The organism is Aureimonas glaciei (assembly GCF_014643375.1).
GTDB lineage: Bacteria > Pseudomonadota > Alphaproteobacteria > Rhizobiales > Rhizobiaceae > Plantimonas > Plantimonas glaciei.
The window spans coordinates 460,374-478,076 of the sequence record NZ_BMJJ01000002.1 but is presented as its reverse complement, the minus strand read 5'-3'; the positions used below and the strand labels follow the sequence as shown (position 1 = coordinate 478,076).

Below are 17,703 nucleotides of genomic sequence, written 5' to 3'. Positions count from 1 at the left end.
GCCGGGCACTTCTCCCCGGAGGGGAGAAGAAGAACGTCGTCGCTTTACCGGCACGTCAGACGTTGCGATAGCGCATTCTGCCGTGGTGGCGAAAGCGCCCTCCCCTCACTCCAGCATCGCCTGCAGCGTTTCCAACCGGTCGGCCTCGAAGGCGGGTTTGTCCCAACGCAGGCGCGACACCCGGGGAAAGCGCATGGCGACGCCCGACTTGTGGCGGGTGGAGCGGGCGAGGCCCTCGAAGGCGACTTCCAGGACCAGGCCGTGGTCCGGCTCGGCGCGCACCGAGCGCACCGGACCAAAACGCTCGATGGTGTTGTCGCGGACATATCTGTCGAGCTGCTTCAGCTCCTCGTCGGTGAAACCGAAATAGGCCTTGCCGACCGGCACCAGTTCCAACGCATCCTCCGGCCCGGTCCAGACGCCGAACGTATAGTCGGAATAGAAGCTCGAGCGCTTGCCGTGACCGCGCTGGGCATACATCAGCACGGCATCGACGAGATGCGGGTCCTTCTTCCACTTGAACCAGGGGCCTTTTGGCCGGCCCGCGACATAGGCCGAGTCCCAGCGCTTCAGCATCAAACCTTCAATCACGGGATGCGGCGGGTTCGCGCGCTTGTCCGCCAGCTCGTCGAAGGCCTCGAAGGGCACGATCGGCGAGAGGTCGAAGCGAGCGGGATCAAGCGTATCGAGAAACCGCTCGAGCCGCGCGCGCCGCTCGGCGAAGGGAAGCGCGCGAAGGTTCTCCGGCCCGTCCTGCAGCAGGTCGTAGGCTCGAAGGAACACCGGATGCTTTTTCATCACCGCCGTCGAAACCGCCTTGCGGTTCAGCCGCTGCTGCAGGTCGGAAAACGTGCCGACGACAATGCCCGGCTCGCGCGAAGGGCGCGCAACGAGAAGCTCGCCATCCAGTGTCCCGTCGAAATCCATGGCCTCGACGAGATCGGGAAAGGCGCCGGAGATGTCGTCGCCGGTGCGTGAGTAGAGGCGGCAGACGCCGCCGTCGCGCGTCGCCTGGATGCGGATGCCGTCCCATTTCCATTCCGCGGCATAGTCCTCGGCCACGATGCGCCCATAGTCCGGCGCCTCCAGCGGCTGCGACAGCATCACCGGCCGGAACGGGGCGAGCGCCGCCGACACGGGTTTTTCCGCGACATCTTCCAACCAGGCGAAGAGCGTGGTGTAGGGCGGCTCGAGGCCATGCCAGAGCTCCTCGATCTCGGCGACGTCCTTAGCCCCGAAATCGGCCAGCGCCTGCTTGGCGAGGCGGGAGGAGACGCCGATGCGCAGGCCGCCGGTGACGAGCTTCAGCAGCGCATAGCGACCGGAGGAATCCAGCCGGTCGAGCCAGGCCTCGACCCGCTTCGGCCCCTCGGCACGCGAGACATGCGACAGCGTCTCGACGATCTCGGTCAGCGAGGGCTCCTCGGCCTCCGGTTGCTCGCCGCCCTCGCCCGCGGCGCCCTGCCGTTCGGGCCAGGCGAGCGCGATCGTCTCGGCGAGATCGCCGACATAGTCGTAGGAATAGCCGAACAGCACCTCGTCCATGCGCGTCGCCATCAGCGCCCGCAGCATCGCCGGCTTGACGCCGGGGATGTCGAGCCCGCCGGTGATCGCCGCCAGCCCGTAGCCCCGCTCGGGATCGGGCGCCTCGGCAAAGAAATCCACCATCAGCCGCAACTTGCCATTGCGCGAGGGGGTGAGGACGAGGCGGTCGAGGAGATCGGCGAAGCGTTTCATGCGGCCCGGTGAAGATGGTCTCTTGCGACGCCATCTAGCGCGCGCGGCCAAGGAGCATAGCGTCATCGGCAGCCGGCCCACCGGCGGCGAGATCGGCCTGCCTTCTCCCCAAGGCGGCCGGACGAGTGCCTGTGAGCCGCCGTGAACTCCGCGGCCCCGTCATGCCGCAGGGGCACAACGCAAGCTATACTGACGATTTCGCTTCAAGGACGCCTGCCAACTTCCACGCGGCCGACGAAAAAGTCATTTCAACTGGCGAATCCAAGGATCGCATGGCTGAATGAGTATTGCTGTCCGCAGGGAATGCGCATACGGCTCTTGCGCTTTGCCAGCCGGGTCCTTGGTGGAACGGTCATGCAAGCAGGTTTCTGAGAGGAAGCAACTTGCGTATAAAGATGATCTCCGTCCTGACAGTCGCGCTGATGGCCGCAGGTAGCCTTCACGCCACGGCGCAGACCAAGGGCGACTGGGTTCTCGGCAACTACCAGGGCGCCGGCTACTGGTTCCCGGGCGTGGTGGAGAAGCTCGGCGGCGGCAAAGTCACGGTGCGCTACGACGACGGCGAGCGCGAAACCCTCGATATCTCCGATGTCCGTGCCTATGACTGGATGATCGGTATGAAGGTCGAATGCAACTACAAGGGCAAGGGCGACTGGTATCCCGGCAAGATCGCCTCGCTCGCCGGCGAGAAGATCGGCATCGCCTATGACGATGGCGACAAGGAAACCACCAAGACGGGCCGTTGCCGCTCCAACTGATGGAAAAAGGGGCAGGACGCCAGTCCTGCCCCGACACGCGGGCCCGATCGGCGCCTCACGGCACCGGATTTTTGCGGCCCTCGCCAAGCGCCCTCCCTCGGGCGCCCGCCGGAAACGCGACAGGCAGAATGACCGGCCTGTCGGCATCGGGATCAGCGGCCCCCGATACCCCTCAGTCTCAGGGTGACTAGGCGACGATCGCCGCCCGGATCCTCTCCCGCGTCAGCGGCAGGTCGGTGATGCGCCGGCCGATGGCGTGGGTGATGGCGTTGGCAAGCGCCGAACCGCCCGGACCCTGGCTGCACTCGCCCGCGCCGAGGAAGGGCGTCCCCGGACGCGGCACGATCTCGACGTCGATCGTCTGCGGCAGCGCGTCGAAACGGAGGATTGGATAGGTCGACCAGTCGACCGAGGTCACCCGCGTGCGGTCGAAGGTGACGGCCTCGTAGAGCGTCCAGCTCGCCGACTGGACGATGCCGCCCTGCACCTGGTTGGCGACGCCGTCCGGGTTGACCACTTCGCCGGCATCCACCGCCGCATTGGCGCGGATCATCCGGACGCGGCCGGTATCGGGCTCGACCATCACCTCCATCGCCACCGCGCAATAGGCGGCGAGGTTCTTGTAGCGGGCGAAGGCGAAGCCGTAGCCGTGGTTCGCCGGTGCCGCCTGCCCGGCCTTCCAGCCGAACGCCGCCGCTGCCTTTTCGACGACCGCCCGCGCGCGGTCGTCCTGGAGGTGCCGCAACCGGAATTCCACCGGATCGGCATTCGCCTTCTTCGCCAGATCGTCCATGGCGTTCTCGATGGAGAAGACGTTCATGTAGGCTCCGAGGCCTCGGAGCGCCGAGACGCGCAGCGGCATCTCCTTGATGAAATGCCAGACGACGTTGCGGTTGGGGAAGGCGTAGAGCGGATTGGAGTTGCGGTCGCCATTGCCTTCCGGCGTCAGCTGGAGTTTGGGCGGCTTCGGCGTAAATGGCGCCGCCAGATGCTGCGCGGGCAGAAGCGCGCCGGCGCCGCCCGGACGCGAATTGTGCGTGCTGCTCCAGACCTCGTAGGCCCAGTCGACGATCGTGCCGGAGGCGTCCGTGCCCGCGCGCACCTTCGTCACCATGCCCGGCGAGAAGGGCTCCCAGGCATGTTCCTGCTCGCGCATCCACTGCAGCCGCACCGGCCGGCCGGGCAGCGCCTGGGCGAGGAGCGCGGCGTCCGCCGCAGCGTCGTCGGCGCCGTTGTGGCCGTAGCAGCCGGAGCCCTCGACGTGCACGCAGCGCACCGCCTCGGGCGCGACACGCAGCATTTCCGAGATTGCCGCGCGGTCGGGGAAAACGCCCTGCGTGTGGGTCCAGACGGTCGTGACGCCGGCGTCCAGCACGGCGACGGCGCAGGAGGGGCCGATCGAGCCGTGCGCCTGATAGGGCCGGGTGAACGTCACCTCGAAGGGGTCGAGCCCCGCGGTGCCGAGCTGGCCGGTTTCGGCGACAAGGCCATCCTCTGCCGGCAGCGCGATGATCGACTCGGCGAGGCTCGCGGCGTCGGGAAGGCTTTCGCGCTCTTCCCATTGGACCAGCGCCGAGAGCTGGCGCATGGCGGTGATCGCCTGCCATTCCTTTTCCGCGAGCACGCCGAGGAAGGAGCCGTCGCGCACCACTTTCAACACGCCCGGCAGCGCCTCCACCGGGCCGGTGTTGACCGAGACGAGGCGCGCGCCGGGGCTCGGCGGCCGGATGACGCGGCCGTGCACCATGCCGTCGGGGCGCATGTCCTGGACATAGGCGGCGCCGCCGGTGACCTTGCCGGGAATGTCGATGCGCTGGCGGGGCGTTCCCATCTCGCGAAACGTATCCGTCGGCTTCAGGCGCGAATTCGGCTGGGCCCGGCCGGTGATGATCTCGCCCGCGACGAGGTCGCCATAAGCAAGCCTGCGACCGTCGGGGGCGACGACGGCGCCCGCTTCCGCCTTGAGTTGGTCGAAGGGCAGGTTCCACCGCCGGGCGCCCTCCGTGATCAGGAGATCGCGGATCTGGGCGGCGACGTTGCGGATGGCGGTGCCGCTGTCCTGGATCGAGTGGCTGCCGGCGGTGTAGCCCTCGTTCGGGCTTTCGCTCGTGTCCGGGCCGATCAGGGACAGGCTCTCGAACGGCATTTCCAGCTCTTCGGCGGCGATCTGCAGCACCGCGGTCTTGATGCCCTGGCCGAGTTCGGCCTTGCCGGTGAAGACGGTGGCGCGGCCGGCGGCGTCGATGCGGATCCAGGATTCCAGGTCCGGATTGGTCTTCAGGCTGCCCGGCAGATCGGGCGCGGCTTCCTCGACGGCCTCAAAATTCTGCGTCTCGCTGCCCGGCGAGGTCGTGGTCTGCGCGAACACGTCGCGCATGGAAAAGGCGAGGACGAGCGAGCCGGTGCCCAGAAGCACGCCGCGGCGCGAGATGTTGAATGGCGTTTCGGGCCGCATCAGCCTGCCCTCGAACCGGTGGTGGCCGCCGTGCGCATGGCCGCGCCGGCGCGCTTAATCGCCGCGAGGATGCGCATATGCGTGCCGCAGCGGCAGAGGTTGGGCGCCATGTGAGCCTTGATCGCCGCTTCGGAGGCGGCGGGCTCGCGCTGCAGCAGCGCCTGGGCACGCATCATCATGCCGGGGATGCAGTAGCCGCACTGCGCGGCCTGCTCCTCGATGAAGGCCGCCTGCATGGGCCCGGGCGCCTCGATCGTGCCGAGGCCCTCGACGGTGGTGACCGCCTTGCCCTCGAGCGCCACGAGCGGGACGACGCAGGAGAGCACCGCCTCGCCGCCGACCATGACCGTGCAGGCGCCGCACTGGCCGAGGCCGCAGCCGTATTTGGCGCCGTGCAGGCCGAGTTCGTCGCGCAGCACGTAGAGGAGCGGCGTGTCGGGCGAGGCGTCGATCTCGTGCGCTTGACCGTTGACGGTGAGGCTTACCATGTCGTTTCCCGCTTCGAGGGGTTGGCCGGCGCGTCCGTGCCGGTGCTCAGCGCCTTTTGCCCGCCCTCGGCGCCCCGCGCCCGGGCTTCTGCGATCAGATCGGCGGGATCCTCCCAGGCAGGCTGGTCGCTGTAGGTGCGGCGCATATAGGCCAGGAGTTCGGCGATCTGGGCGTCGTCGAGCGAGCCGGCAAAGCCCGGCATGATCGGGCCGCGCTCGCCTTCCGGCGCGGGCAGGCCTTGCAGGATCACGTTGATCGGGTTCGACGGCGACGGGCCAGAAAGCGCGGTGGAGTGATCGAGCCGGAGGCCGCCATAGGGCAGCGGCCGCCCGGCATCGTGGCAGGTCGAGCAGGCCCCGGCATAGAGCGCCGCGCCGCGATCGGCGGCGTCGTGCGCGACCGGGTTCGTCTGGCCGCCGGCCGACTGGACGAGGACGCCCGGCGCATGCGCCGGCGTTTCGCCCAAGAGCTTTTGTGCCCGCGCCTGTTTCTCGGGCGACGGCGCGCCAATGCGGTCGACGATATAGGTGGCGAGCGCCCGCGATTCACTCTCCGGCAGCGTGCCGAGATTGCTGTTCACCGGTGCCATGGGCCCGCGGGCGACGCCGTGGCGCGCCTCCCAGCCCTCGTGCAGGTAATGCGTCAGGCTGTCGACGTCCCAGGGGATCGGCGCCGGCGACGCCTGGTTCAGCGCATAGGCCGACCAGCCCTCGGCCTCGCCGCCGGAGAGATGATCCTCCCCGCCCTTTTCGGCGCCGAAAATGTTGCGCGGCGAATGGCAGGCGCTGCAGTGGCCGAGCCCCTCGGCGAGATAGGCGCCGCGGTTCCACACCGCGTCCTTCGCGGGATCCGGCTCGAAGACGCCCTCGCGGAAGAACAAAAGCTTCCAGCCGGCGAGCACCATGCGCACGTTCATCGGGAAGGGCAGCTCGTTCTCCGGCGCCCGGGCCGCGATGCTCTCGCGCGTCATGAGATAGGCATAGAGCGCCTGGTTGTCCGCGTCGGACACTTTTGTGAAATGGTCATAGGGAAAGGCGGGATAGAGATGGCGCCCTTCCCGGTCGACGCCTTCGCGCATGGACCGCTGAAACGCCGCCTCGCTCCAGCGCCCGATCCCGGTATCCTCGTCGGGCGTGATGTTGGTCGAATAGATCGTGCCGAACGGCGTCGGCAGCGCCAGCCCGCCCGCAAACGGCTTGCCGCCCGGCGCCGTGTGGCAGACCACGCAATTGCCGACCGCCGCCAGATCCGCGCCCCGCTTCACCAGCTCGGGCGCAAACCCCGACGCCGCCGGCCGCCCGCCCGCCTCGATCTCCGGCTGCCACGCATAGGCGACAAACCCCCCGAGACCCACGACCGCCACCACGGCGACGCCCGCCGCCACTGTCCGAAATTTCATTCTTCACTCGCAAAGGAGGGCCCAAGAGGCACACAGATTCAGCGAGATAGGGCAGGAAGGCTGACGGTCCAGGAAATTGATAAGGGAGGGGGATAGATCCTGTGGAACCAGCGGATGAGCGAGCGTGGAAAAACGGGCATGTAATTTTTGGGAAAGGGGAAAGGAGGCTGCTGAGGGCCGAAAGCGTACAGTCCCATGTCCGGAAATCGATAGGCGAGAACAGACGTTAAAGAACCGTGATGCGGCGGTCCGCTTTCGGCCCAAGGTTGGCGATGCCGATCCAATGGAATATCGACAGGTTCATACATCAGTCCAATCGCTATCGATGCACAATAATCGCTCATTTTGGCTCGCCGATTTTTTTGAGACAAGCTATGGTTGCCTCGCGGGAAGTGAGGGTGAGCGATGTATATCGAGAAAATCAAAATCAAAAATTTCAAATGCTTTGAAAATTGGTTCGAAGTCGATTTCAATCAGGGCGTCAATATCATCGTTGGCAACAACGAAGCCGGAAAATCCACGCTGCTCGAAGCGATCCATCTATGCCTGACGAGCATGCTGAATGGCAGATATCTGCGCAACGAACTATCTCCCTATATTTTCAACAGGAAGATTGAGCGAGCTTATCTGGACAGTCTCGCTACCAGATACCCAATACAACCGCCGGAGATACAGATAGAACTATTTCTTGCTGGTGACGATGCGCTGGAAGACCTTCGTGGAAACCGCAACTCAGAGAGGAACGACAAGGCGCGAGGCCTCCTATTCTCAATCGAATTCGATAAAAAATATGATGGCGCCTATACCGAGTTGCTAAAAAGCAAAGAGATTAATTCGATACCTTTGGAATTCTATCAGGTTCAATGGTTGGAGTTCTCCCGCGAACCGGCTACGGCTCGCACGATTCCCGTCAAATCGGCCCTCATCGACTCAACGAGCACGCGTGTGCAAAGTGGCTCAGATATGTACATCTCGCGCATCGTCAGGGAGTTTCTGGACGATAAGGAACGTGTCGCGATATCCCAGGCCCACCGAAGACTGAAAGATGCTTTCAAGGCCGATTACAATGTCGGCGCCATCAATGAAAGGCTAGCGGAAGCGACGAAGATAAGTCGAAAAGAGGTCAGCATTTCGGTCGATATGTCGTCCCATAATGCCTGGGAAAACAGCCTCATGACCTACATCGACGACGTCCCCTTCCACTATATCGGCAAGGGCGAGCAGTGCATCGTTAAGACACGCCTCGCGTTGAGCAGCAAGAAGAACAGAGAAGCGACCATACTGCTGATCGAGGAGCCTGAAAACCATCTTTCACACTCGAAGCTCAACCAACTCATCAGCGACATCAGTACCGACAATAGCGGCAAGCAGGTCATTATTACAACGCATAGCAGTTTCGTCGCGAACAAACTCGGACTGGACCACTTGATACTGCTGCGGGAAGCGAAAGTCACTCGGATCAAGGATCTGAATGCGAGCGACTTCTTCCATAAGCTCCCTGGCTACAACACCCTGCGTCTCGTGTTGTCGCAAAAATCGATCCTTGTCGAGGGGGATGCGGACGAACTGGTCGTCCAGCGGGCCTATATGGATGCTAACGCGGGAAGATTGCCGATCGACGATGGGATCGATGTCATCTCGGTCGGACTTTCGTTCCTGCGTTTTCTCGAACTGGCGACGGCGCTTAAAATTCCAGTCGTGGTCGCGACCGACAATGACGGTGATCTTGCTGCGCTCGAAAAGAAGTATGCCAAATACAAGGACGTCGATCATATCAAAATCTGCTATGATCCCGTCGTGGATAGGGGCGATCTCGTCCTCGGCGATAAGCCCTTCAACTACAATACCCTTGAGCCGAAACTGGTAAAATCAAATAGCGTCGAGACCTTCAACAAGCTGTTCGGCAAAACCTTCGATCTGGATGGCCTTCATCGCTACATGAAGAACAACAAGACCGATTGTGCGCTAGCCGTCTTTTCGGGACAGGCGAGAATTCAATACCCGGAATATATCTTGGACGCGATCGCCATATGATGGGGCCGAACAAGCTCATCATCGCTGCGGCAGGCTCAGGTAAGACCACCTACCTTGTTCGCCAAGCGCTCGCTGTCAAGAATAGTCGCGTCCTTATAACAACCTACACGGAGTCGAACGAAAAAGAGATCCGGCACAAATTTTTCGAGATTCACGGCTCAGTTCCAGGCAACGTTCGTATACAGACCTGGTTCAGTTTGCTGATCCACCACGGCATCAAGCCCTTTCAAGGCAAGCTGTTTGATTGGGATATCGCTGGTATGCTTCTGGTTTCGAAGAGGTCCGGTTTGCGGGGTAAGAACCGGGAAGGGCGTCCCATGTACTGGGGTGAGGAAGATTTCAGACTCTGCTACTTCGACCGGCGAAATCGCGTCTATTCAGACAAATTGTCGAGGCTGATGATACGGTGCAACGAGGCATCGGAAGGCGCTGTCATCGAGCGGCTTGCCCGTATCTATCCCTTTATCTTCGTAGATGAGGTGCAGGATCTGGCAGGCCACGACCTCGACATTTTGACGGCACTATTCAAAAGCCCCGCAAACGTGGTCATGGTAGGTGATCCCCGACAGGTTACCTATGTGACGCATCTGGAAGGCCGTCTTAAAAAGTATCGGGATGGCGGCATCGCCGACTTCATTCGGGCGGAACTTCCCCGAAAGGTCCCATGCGATATTGATGTGACCAGTCTCGTGACATCGCACCGCAATAGCCCGGCCATCTGCGAATTATCGTCGAAGCTCTATCCAAAATTGGCTGCTGCGGCTCCTTGCAAATGTGTCGGCTGCAGACAATCGGTCCCTGTTGACGCGGGTCTCTTCATCGTCCGGCGAAAAGATCTGCCCCGCTATCTAAACACGAGGCGACCGGTGCAGCTCCGATGGAGTTCTACCGTCAAGATTGCATCTGCCGATCTGCCAGCGCTAACGTTCGGACGATCCAAGGGCCTCGGTTTCGACCGCGTCATTATCTATCCTACGAAAGAAATGATTGACTGGCTGAAGAATTCCCAATCGGCATTGAAGGCCGAAACCCGCGCAAAACTCTATGTCGGTCTCACCCGCGCAAGACATGCGGTGGCAGTGGTCTACGACCCCGCTGATGGTGAGGATATTACCGGTTTTACTGTTTTCGAGTAGAGAAATCCTCGGAACATGTTCCCGGATCTCCGTCCTTATGCCGCCCGCGAAACTCTGCCACGCCTTCGTGATATAGCTCGCTGTAGCGGCGGCCCAGCGCGGAGAATTCGACCTCGTTCTGTGTGATCTCGAGCGAATGACGTAGATGCAACACGACCGTCATGGCGGCAAGCGCGATGAGACTAATCGTATCAAACATTTCTTCATCTTCGAGCTGTGGATCGAGCTCAAGGGTCACCCTATCGTAGGTTTCCTGCGGATGCCGGCATAGCGAGGTCCATGTCACGTGCTCTGCGTCGGCGGAAATCTGTCGGTAGAAAAGCTGAAAACGAGGGAAATTGCTTCCTTTGCTCAGCTCGCCAATATTTAGGATTTTGGGCTTATTCTCGCCAACGGCCATGACGAATTGCTGCAGCTCGCGATTGGCTTCCTCGGAGAGTTGCGTAGACTTCTGGAGGAGCTTGCCACGCGATATCCGGCTAGCCTGGTCGTCATCATAAAGAATCGGCAAATATTCTGCCGTGGTGCACGCCGACTCCATGTGCATCGCACATTCGATGATGCCACGTGCCATGATGCGAAAGGCAAGCTGTTCCTCGTTCTGCAGCAGCACCAGTGCCGAATGGATGAGTGTCAAAGCGCGCGCTGCGATCGCAAACTTCGCAGACAGGGCCCTCGGATCGTCGCTGCCAGCTGTCTCCTGCGCAAACTCGCCAATGAAATTGCGCGCACGATCATTGAAGATCACAAGCCAGTCGACCCAATCGGCATCCTCGATCGCTGACGGATTATAGGTGTCGGTCATGGTCCGCTTTCAAACGATTGAAATTCAGGGTTCAACGGCCGGAATGGGCGCAAACCCGCCTCCCCTACCCCGCCGTCCCCGTCCGGTCCGCCCGCGCCCCGCGCACCACCGCCTGCGCCAGGTGGTGTTTTGCGGCATAGACCGCGTCGGCGTCCATGCCGGGTTCGCGGATGAGCCATTCCAGATAGTCTGGCGGCACGTCGCGGAGCGGCACGCCCTTGTGCTTGCCGAAGCGGAGTTTCGCGAGCAGCGCGGGCTGGTTCGAGACCTGTTCGGCGCGGTCGAGGAAGTCGGCGACGTCCTGGCAGCGGGGCATCAGGGCCTCTGCAATGCTGCGCAGGAGGACGGCGGTGCAGAGCGCGTCGTAGAGGGCGCGGTGGGGGTGGAGGCCCTCGAACTGCGGGCGGACCTCGGTGAGGTCGAGCGGCACGTATTTCACCAGGGACTGCAGGCCGTGCGCGCGCACATCCGGAAAGGCGCGCAGCGCCAGCTTGTGGGTGCACAGCCAGCGGCCGGTGAGGCGCAGCCGCGGCCGGTCGAACTCGGCCCTCTGCGCGGCGTAGAAGGCGGCGCCCGCAAACGGCGCCACGGCCTCGGCAAAGCGCGGGGCGCCGAAGAGCATGTCGTCGGAGATCTGGTGGACGCGGCGGGCATGCGGGTTGATGACGACGCCTTCGGGGTCGACCAGCGTCTGCATCGGGTTGAAGATTTGGCCGGTGGCGATGTCGAGATCGACCGAGCCGATCTCCAGCACCGCATCCTCCTCAAAGCGCTGCCCGGCCGTCTCCGTGTCGATGACGCGCACGACCGTTTTCGCGGGCTCGGCGAACAGCGACAGGGTTTTCGGCACGGTGGGGAAGAGGTTCGGCATCGTGGCTGAGAGATTGTCACGGCCGCGCCGCGATGCAAGGCGAGAGACCGCGGCCGGGCGCCGCGGCGCGGGTTTTACCCTATAAATTCAGCGGGCAAGGCGCTTTAGACCGGGTCGAGCGCCAGAACCCAGAAGAAATCGCCCTGGTCGGCGAATCGCCGGCGCTGCGAGGAGACGAGGACGAGCTTTCCCTCGCGCGCCGCGGCGAGACCCACGGTGTTGCCGAGTTCGGCATTGGCGGGGCTCACGGGCTTGGCCGGATCATAGGCGGTCTCGGCTTCCGCGGCCTCGAAGGTGCGGCCGACGAAGGCGGAGAATTCGCCCGTCAGCGGCCGGATTTCCGCCCGCAGACGCTCGCCGGAGGTTTTTTCGACGACCAGGGCGCCGCCCTCCGCTTGCGTCACGCGGCAGCGGTGGCGGGCGACGGTGCGCGCCGCCTGGTTCTCGTAGCCGAAGTAATAGAGGACGCAGGAGCGCTCGCCGGCAAGGTCCGCCGCGGGCGGGGCGACGTCGCCCGTCTTCTGCCCGGCGGCACTGCCGGCGAGCGCCGCGGCAGCTTCCCGCGCCGCCTCCGGCCCCGCCGCGAGCTTGGCGCCGGGATGGGCCGCGAGCGTCCGGTCGACTTCGGCGGCGAGATCCACGAGCGACGCCCGGTCGGGTTCGGCGAGCCCCGTCAGGGTCACCGCGCAGGTCGCGTCGCACTGGCCGGCAAAGGCCGTCGCCACCGGGTCGGCCTGGCCGCTCGGCGCATAGGCCGCGACATCCACGGGCGCGGCGGCAGCGGGCGGCGCCGCGGCGGAGAGGAATCGCTGTTCGAGCGCAGCGGCGGCCTGCGAGCGGGTGGGCGGCGCGGCAGCGGCCGCCGGGGTCGCTGGCGACGGGGTCGCGGGTGACGGAGCCGCTGGCGACGAGGCCGCTGGCGACGGGGCCGCGGGGGCCGCTGGCGGAGTTGTCGCCCCTGAGGGGGTAGCGGGCGCGGTGGGCGACGGCGTGGCCGCCGCGACGGCCGTGGCCGGCGGGCTCGGCGGGGCCTCCGGCGTCGCCGCGGGGGCGACGGGTTCCGCGGGCGCTCCAGCCGCGGCAGTCGGCGCCGCATCCAGGGCGGCCGGCGCCTCGGCGGCCAGGGCCGGCACCGCCGTCTCCAGCGCCATCGTGCCGCCGATCTCGGCGGTGCGGGCTTTCTTGTCGTAGATGCAGACGAGCGACTGCGTCGCGCCGTCCTCGGGGGACAGGCCGCGCAGGAAGGCGAGGCCGTAGCTCTCGGAGCCGAAGGGATCGACGACGACCTGCGGTTCCGGCATCCGCGCGGCGGCCGCCGTCCGGCAGGCGGCTTCGACGTCTTTGCGAAAACTGTTCCAGGCATCGGGGCTGGCGGCCGAGGCCGGCAGCGGCGCCAGCAGCGCGAGACCGGCCAAGGCGGTCGCGGCCAAGGTCGTGGTGGTAAGGGTGGTGCGGGCGGATCGGGACGGCATGCGGGCGTTCTCCTGGCGGGATGAGGACCGGCCCCGTCCGGCCGGCCCACGGTTCTGCCCTGAAAAAGGGGAGTCATTGAGGCAGAGCGTTTTCGAAGGGAGGTCCGGGCCCGGCGCCCTCCCCCGGACGGACGGCTTGTGCGGGGCGGGCGATCTGCTAATCGTCTCCTGTCTTACGTTTACGTCAATCTGCAGAGAGGCGCGCCGATGACCCTTCCCTCCGTGCTCCAGGGCCGAATGCGGCTGCCGGTGATCGCCGCGCCGCTGTTCATCATCTCCAACCCGGCGCTGGTGATCGCCCAGTGCAAGGCCGGCATCGTCGGCAGCTTTCCCGCGCTGAACGCCCGCCCGGCGGCGCAGCTCGACGAATGGCTGGCGGAGATCAAGGAAGCGCTCGCCGCCCACGACGCGGCGCATCCCGACCAGCTCTCGGCGCCGTTCGCCGTCAACCAGATCGTCCACCGCTCCAACGACCGGCTCGAGGCGGACCTCGCCCTCTGCGTGAAGCACAAGGTGCCGCTGGTGATCACCTCGCTCGGCGCCGTGCCCGAGGTGAACGCGGCGGTGCATTCCTATGGCGGCACCACGCTGCACGACATCATCAACGACCGCCATGCCCACAGCGCCATCCGCAAGGGCGCCGACGGGCTGATCGCCGTGGCCGCCGGCGCCGGCGGGCATGCCGGCACGCTCTCGCCCTTCGCGCTGATTGCGGAAATCCGAGAATGGTTCGACGGGCCGCTGTTCCTCTCCGGCGCCATCGCCACCGGCGGCGCGGTGCTGGCGGCCGAGGCCATGGGCGCCGACGGCGCCTATATCGGCTCGGCCTTCATCGCCACGGAAGAGGCGCGCGCCAGCGAGGCCTACAAGCAGGGCATCGTCGCAGGCGCGGCCGCCGACATCGTCTACACCAACCTCTTCACCGGCATCCACGGCAACTATCTGAAGAGCTCGATCGCCGCCGCCGGCCTCGATCCCGACGCCCTCCCCGACTCAGACCCGTCGAAGATGGATTTCGCCAAGGCCGGTGCGAAAGCCTGGAAGGACATCTGGGGCTCGGGCCAGGGCATCGGCGCGGTCAAGGCGGTGCTGCCGGCGGCCGCCCTCGTCAACCGCCTGGACGCCGAATACCGCGCCGCCCGCGCCCGCCTGTCGCTCTGACGGCGCCAGTTCCCGGGCCTTGACGGCCGGACGCGGATCGGAGCGGCGGCGACCATCCTTGCCTTTGACGGCCAAGCCGGCCGAGCCGGCCGCGGCCCGCGCCTCGGTCCCTGGCGGGGCCGCTTTTCCGACGCGCGCCGTAGGCGCACGCCACCCGGCGGCTTGCGCAGGGCTGGCGCCCCTCACTTTCATCCGCCGGGAAAGCGGATTGGCGCTTGAACCCGTCCCCATTTGCGGCTATCTGATCGCCGTCCGCGGAAGCACCAACCTCCGGTCCGGATTTGCCGCTTTAGCTCAGTTGGTAGAGCACGTCATTCGTAATGACGGGGTCAGGTGTTCGAGTCACCTAAGCGGCACCAAATCTCACAAGCACTTAGGCCAGATATTGGCGCCGACTGCTTCTCAGCTTTCGCGCATGGGAAGCTCACTCGCTGGCGTCCCGGTCGATTAGTTTGGGAAGCACCCAGGCCGCAGCCAAGTTCAGGCTCTGCCTATGACCGGCGCATCCTGTCCGGCACGAGGGGCCTACTGCATCGCGGGATCAAAATTGCACGTTAAATGGCATCCTGCTCCCGCCGCCAGCGCCTCTTTCCGCAATCCTGAAGACTCCGCTTGTCGTACCTCCGCGATCAACGCCCGCGGGTCGGAAATCCGTAAGGTTCTAATCTAGATCATGGTTTTGGGCCTGCGGCTCCCGTAGGGCTTTGGCGTCGAGCTTCATGCTATTGACGAGGGCGGGCTGCGTCCCGCGAAGGTCACCCAATGTCAGCTCCATTCCAAGATGCCCTTCAGAACCGTCTCCTGAAGATGATGCCGGCGAAAAGCTTCGCGCGCATTCGGCCCCATCTGGAACCGGTCGATCTACCCTTGAAAACTGTCATCGTTCCCCCCGGCGTCGAGACCAGCCATGTCCATTTCATCGAGAACGGACTTGGATCAATCATCGCCTCCAGTGGCGACAACGAGCACATCGAGGTGGGCCACATCGGCTGGGAGGGCATGTCCGGCGCCCACCTTGTTCTGGGCTCGCTGCAGTCGCCCAACCGCACGTTCATGCAGGTCGCCGGCGCTGGCTTGAGGATGGAAGCATCGGTTTTCCTGGAAGCGATGGAGGAGGACGTTCCTATCCGCCGTCTTCTCCTGCGTTACGTTCATACCTACGAAATCCAGCTTGCCCAATCCGCCCTTGCGAATGGACGCTACAGCGTGAGAGAGCGCCTCGCTCGCTGGCTGCTCATGAGCCACGATCGGATTGCAGGGGACGATTTGCCGCTGACCCACGACTACCTCTCGCTCATGCTGGGTGTAAGACGGCCCGGGGTCACCGACGAGATCCACATCTTAGAAGGCACAGGCCTGATCAAAGCGACCAGGGGTCACATCCTGATGCTGAACCGGGCGAAGATGGAAGAGGTGGCGGGCGGCTGCTATGGCCTGGCCGAGCGCGAGTACGAACGGCTCATCGATGGAACGGGCTGACTGCTGGGTCGCGGGAAACAAGCGTGAACTGACATCGCTCGGCCCGATCTCAGTGCCCGTCTCCATGGCTTGGGACGCGAGGATGGTCACATTCCAACCGATCGACGTTGCGATGGCGGCGAGCCGCGACAGGAAAGGTATGCTCGTCCTTCGCCATGGGCTGCTCGTTGCCGTCATCGTGCAGCTCGAAGACGAAAGCCATGGCGACAGATATCTCGGCAGGTGGCATGTCGAAGCGACGTTCGACGGCCTTCCGTCACCGGTGCGTCAGGTGTTCGACGACCTGGGCGAGATTCGGAGCTGGATCGAACGGAATGCGGCCTCGTCCAGGCCGGCCGATCGATCGGTAGCGACACCGTTCTGACCGGGCCGACGCCCTGATCACTCGAAGACCCGTGTCACTTTGTTGATGACACCTTGCACCAGCCCCTTCGGAGAGGCGGGGACAAGATCGTCCGCACGCCCCGACACCTCGGGATCTCGGGCCTCCGTGCGATTGAGATGGAGATAGCCCGTCTGGAACTGCGCCACCTTCATGAGGCTTTCGGCGTCGAGTATCTTGAGAACCTTGCCCCTCAGTTCGATGAGCCCCTCTCCACGAAGCTGCTGCAAGACCCTGTTGATGTGCGGTGGCGACATGCCGGTCGCCTCTGCGAGCTCTTCCTGCGTCAGCGGAAAGGGGATCGCGTTGTCCCTGGCATCACCGATGATGCGGTAGCGTATCAGCAGCTCGCAGAACATGTGGGCAAGGTGCTGGCGCGCATCGCGACTGCCGTGATCGACGATCCGTTCGCGGAGAACCGCCGAATCCGTCATGGTGCTCCACCATAATGCCTTGGTGATGCTAGAGAACTCGCTGAGGAGGTCCTCCATTTCCTTGGTCGGTATCAGCGCGCACGTCGTGTCGGTCACGGCGATAATGTCGTGGTCCATGGCCTGCAGGACGAAGACTTCCACGTCGCAGAGGTCGCCGGGGACAAGGAAGGCCAGGGTCTGACGTGTTCCGTCTGCGAGCGTCTTCGACCGGGCGGCCAGCCCGCACACGACGAGGTGGATATTGTGGACCTTCGTTCCCTCGCGAATGATCGTCTCGCCCCGGGCGAAGCTCTTCCTCGGATGGTTTGAGAGGTCGTCGAGCCGCTCGCGCTCGGAGGGACTGAAGCGGGTAAACTGCTCCAGCTTCATCGTCAGCACATTGCTCATCCCGGAGCTCTCCTGAGCTGTCGCATCTTGTCGTGAGTACGCGCTCCTGACAAATCGGTTCTCCCGTGGTGCCCGCGATGCCTGCTGAAGCCGGACCCATTCAAATCAGCTTGACCGCTTCGGAAAACGGAACGACGAGGAGCACCTTCCCTTGCTCGTCGCAGATTTCGAACTTTCGTCCGGTGACAACGGAACCGGACATCACGTTCTCAGCGAGGATCTGACGAGCGCCCTGGATAGCTTCCGCCATCACAGCATCCAGATCGGGCAACTCTGTACCATCCGGGTCCTGGATGAGCTCTTCACCTCGGCGCATGTGCAGAAAGTAGCGCATCGTTCAATCCACCAGTCCACGCCAGGCAATATGATGACGTGCGATCGATAATCCACAATGGGCCGCGCACCGAAGTCAGGCTTTCGAGCCTTAGTGCATTATCGGTCCCGCCAATACCGCGCTCTGAGCCGAGGCGCTATGAACCAAGCGATCGGCGCTGCAAGCACGAAGCTGGCGACGACGACAATGGGGATCAGGAATTTCCATTGCTCTTGCAGCGACGGGATCGACAGAACGGTGACGGCGCCAATACCGAAAAGGACGGCGTTGACCATTCCGTAGATGAGAAGGGAGATCCGGAATTGGGTCGACAAGTGAGCACTCCAGTAGGCACCAGACGGGCGTGACCTGACGCTGTACATCTTGGGGG

16 protein-coding genes and 1 tRNA gene are annotated in these 17,703 nt (G+C 64.1%); 7 read left to right on the top strand and 10 right to left on the bottom strand.

Annotated features, from left to right (window positions below; all coding sequences use genetic code 11):
• Window positions 1–105 precede the first annotated feature (105 nt).
• Complete coding sequence (locus IEX88_RS06280; protein ID WP_188849711.1) at window positions 106–1,737, bottom strand: cisplatin damage response ATP-dependent DNA ligase; 1,632 nt, start codon at window positions 1,735–1,737, stop codon at window positions 106–108.
• A 383-nt stretch (window positions 1,738–2,120) separates the two neighbouring features.
• Here IEX88_RS06280 and IEX88_RS06275 point away from each other — a divergent pair, with 383 nt between their 5' ends.
• The gene (locus IEX88_RS06275; protein WP_188849710.1) at window positions 2,121–2,495 is read left to right on the top strand and encodes a tudor domain-containing protein; all 375 of its coding nucleotides are present in this window, start codon (window positions 2,121–2,123) and stop codon (window positions 2,493–2,495) included.
• 187 nt (window positions 2,496–2,682) lie between these two features.
• Here IEX88_RS06275 and IEX88_RS06270 read toward each other — a convergent pair whose 3' ends face one another.
• Genes IEX88_RS06270 through IEX88_RS06260 form a run of 3 tightly spaced genes read right to left on the bottom strand, consistent with a single transcriptional unit; the run spans window position 2,683 to window position 6,838 of the window.
• The gene (locus IEX88_RS06270; RefSeq protein ID WP_188849709.1) at window positions 2,683–4,950 is read right to left on the bottom strand and encodes a xanthine dehydrogenase family protein molybdopterin-binding subunit; all 2,268 of its coding nucleotides are present in this window, start codon (window positions 4,948–4,950) and stop codon (window positions 2,683–2,685) included.
• On the bottom strand, window positions 4,950–5,438 hold the full coding sequence (locus IEX88_RS06265; RefSeq protein ID WP_188849708.1) for a (2Fe-2S)-binding protein: 489 nt from the start codon (window positions 5,436–5,438) through the stop codon (window positions 4,950–4,952). The genes IEX88_RS06270 and IEX88_RS06265 overlap by 1 nt, the downstream gene beginning before the upstream one ends.
• The gene (locus IEX88_RS06260) at window positions 5,432–6,838 is read right to left on the bottom strand and encodes a cytochrome c (protein ID WP_188849707.1); all 1,407 of its coding nucleotides are present in this window, start codon (window positions 6,836–6,838) and stop codon (window positions 5,432–5,434) included. The genes IEX88_RS06265 and IEX88_RS06260 overlap by 7 nt, the downstream gene beginning before the upstream one ends.
• A 405-nt stretch (window positions 6,839–7,243) precedes the next feature.
• Between IEX88_RS06260 and IEX88_RS06255 the strand changes: the two genes are divergently transcribed.
• Both IEX88_RS06255 and IEX88_RS06250 read left to right on the top strand, forming a co-directional pair.
• A complete protein-coding gene (locus IEX88_RS06255; protein WP_188849706.1) occupies window positions 7,244–8,872 on the top strand; it encodes an ATP-dependent nuclease in 1,629 nt (542 codons plus the stop codon).
• Complete coding sequence (locus IEX88_RS06250) at window positions 8,869–10,008, top strand: UvrD-helicase domain-containing protein (protein ID WP_188849705.1); 1,140 nt, start codon at window positions 8,869–8,871, stop codon at window positions 10,006–10,008. The genes IEX88_RS06255 and IEX88_RS06250 overlap by 4 nt, the downstream gene beginning before the upstream one ends.
• Here the strand turns inward: IEX88_RS06250 and IEX88_RS06245 are convergent.
• The 3 genes from IEX88_RS06245 to IEX88_RS06235 all read right to left on the bottom strand — a co-directional run bounded on the left by IEX88_RS06245 (window position 9,992) and on the right by IEX88_RS06235 (window position 13,156).
• Window positions 9,992–10,813, bottom strand: a complete 822-nt coding sequence (locus IEX88_RS06245) for a DUF5677 domain-containing protein (protein ID WP_188849704.1) — start codon at window positions 10,811–10,813, stop codon at window positions 9,992–9,994. The genes IEX88_RS06250 and IEX88_RS06245 overlap by 17 nt on opposite strands.
• A gap of 64 nt (window positions 10,814–10,877) precedes the next feature.
• Complete coding sequence (locus tag IEX88_RS06240) at window positions 10,878–11,684, bottom strand: exonuclease domain-containing protein (protein ID WP_188849703.1); 807 nt, start codon at window positions 11,682–11,684, stop codon at window positions 10,878–10,880.
• A 104-nt stretch (window positions 11,685–11,788) separates the two neighbouring features.
• A complete protein-coding gene (locus tag IEX88_RS06235) occupies window positions 11,789–13,156 on the bottom strand; it encodes a hypothetical protein (protein ID WP_188849702.1) in 1,368 nt (455 codons plus the stop codon).
• 207 nt (window positions 13,157–13,363) lie between these two features.
• Here IEX88_RS06235 and IEX88_RS06230 point away from each other — a divergent pair, with 207 nt between their 5' ends.
• The 4 genes from IEX88_RS06230 to IEX88_RS06215 all read left to right on the top strand — a co-directional run bounded on the left by IEX88_RS06230 (window position 13,364) and on the right by IEX88_RS06215 (window position 16,160).
• Complete coding sequence (locus tag IEX88_RS06230; protein ID WP_188849701.1) at window positions 13,364–14,317, top strand: NAD(P)H-dependent flavin oxidoreductase; 954 nt, start codon at window positions 13,364–13,366, stop codon at window positions 14,315–14,317.
• A gap of 283 nt (window positions 14,318–14,600) precedes the next feature.
• Window positions 14,601–14,676, top strand: a tRNA-Thr gene (locus IEX88_RS06225).
• 403 nt (window positions 14,677–15,079) lie between these two features.
• Window positions 15,080–15,796, top strand: a complete 717-nt coding sequence (locus tag IEX88_RS06220) for a Crp/Fnr family transcriptional regulator (RefSeq protein WP_188849700.1) — start codon at window positions 15,080–15,082, stop codon at window positions 15,794–15,796.
• An 82-nt stretch (window positions 15,797–15,878) separates the two neighbouring features.
• Window positions 15,879–16,160 (top strand): hypothetical protein, encoded by a 282-nt coding sequence (locus IEX88_RS06215; protein WP_188849699.1) that lies wholly within the window; start codon window positions 15,879–15,881, stop codon window positions 16,158–16,160.
• A gap of 17 nt (window positions 16,161–16,177) precedes the next feature.
• On the opposite strand, the gene IEX88_RS06210 is transcribed toward IEX88_RS06215, so the two are convergent.
• The 3 genes from IEX88_RS06210 to IEX88_RS06200 form a co-directional block, all read right to left on the bottom strand.
• A complete protein-coding gene (locus IEX88_RS06210; protein ID WP_188849698.1) occupies window positions 16,178–16,999 on the bottom strand; it encodes a Crp/Fnr family transcriptional regulator in 822 nt (273 codons plus the stop codon).
• A gap of 100 nt (window positions 17,000–17,099) precedes the next feature.
• Window positions 17,100–17,333, bottom strand: coding sequence for a DUF6894 family protein (locus tag IEX88_RS06205; protein ID WP_188849697.1), 234 nt, complete (start codon window positions 17,331–17,333; stop codon window positions 17,100–17,102).
• A 98-nt stretch (window positions 17,334–17,431) separates the two neighbouring features.
• Entirely contained in the window at window positions 17,432–17,647 is a 216-nt protein-coding gene (locus IEX88_RS06200; RefSeq protein ID WP_188849696.1) for a hypothetical protein, read from the bottom strand.
• Window positions 17,648–17,703 lie beyond the last annotated feature (56 nt).

Excerpts from the sequence above, each read along its gene's own strand:
- IEX88_RS06280 (WP_188849711.1), bottom strand. The coding sequence starts at position 1,737 with ATGAAACGCTTCGCCGATCTCCTCGACCGCCTCGTCCTCACCCCCTCG.
- IEX88_RS06270 (WP_188849709.1), bottom strand. The coding sequence starts at position 4,950 with ATGCGGCCCGAAACGCCATTCAACATCTCGCGCCGCGGCGTGCTTCTG.
- IEX88_RS06265 (WP_188849708.1), bottom strand. The coding sequence starts at position 5,438 with ATGGTAAGCCTCACCGTCAACGGTCAAGCGCACGAGATCGACGCCTCG.
- IEX88_RS06260 (WP_188849707.1), bottom strand. The coding sequence starts at position 6,838 with ATGAAATTTCGGACAGTGGCGGCGGGCGTCGCCGTGGTGGCGGTCGTG.
- IEX88_RS06255 (WP_188849706.1), top strand. The coding sequence starts at position 7,244 with ATGTATATCGAGAAAATCAAAATCAAAAATTTCAAATGCTTTGAAAAT.
- IEX88_RS06250 (WP_188849705.1), top strand. The coding sequence starts at position 8,869 with ATGATGGGGCCGAACAAGCTCATCATCGCTGCGGCAGGCTCAGGTAAG.
- IEX88_RS06245 (WP_188849704.1), bottom strand. The coding sequence starts at position 10,813 with ATGACCGACACCTATAATCCGTCAGCGATCGAGGATGCCGATTGGGTC.
- IEX88_RS06240 (WP_188849703.1), bottom strand. The coding sequence starts at position 11,684 with ATGCCGAACCTCTTCCCCACCGTGCCGAAAACCCTGTCGCTGTTCGCC.
- IEX88_RS06235 (WP_188849702.1), bottom strand. The coding sequence starts at position 13,156 with ATGCCGTCCCGATCCGCCCGCACCACCCTTACCACCACGACCTTGGCC.
- IEX88_RS06230 (WP_188849701.1), top strand. The coding sequence starts at position 13,364 with ATGACCCTTCCCTCCGTGCTCCAGGGCCGAATGCGGCTGCCGGTGATC.
- IEX88_RS06220 (WP_188849700.1), top strand. The coding sequence starts at position 15,080 with ATGTCAGCTCCATTCCAAGATGCCCTTCAGAACCGTCTCCTGAAGATG.
- IEX88_RS06215 (WP_188849699.1), top strand. The coding sequence starts at position 15,879 with ATGGTCACATTCCAACCGATCGACGTTGCGATGGCGGCGAGCCGCGAC.
- IEX88_RS06210 (WP_188849698.1), bottom strand. The coding sequence starts at position 16,999 with ATGAGCAATGTGCTGACGATGAAGCTGGAGCAGTTTACCCGCTTCAGT.
- IEX88_RS06205 (WP_188849697.1), bottom strand. The coding sequence starts at position 17,333 with ATGCGCTACTTTCTGCACATGCGCCGAGGTGAAGAGCTCATCCAGGAC.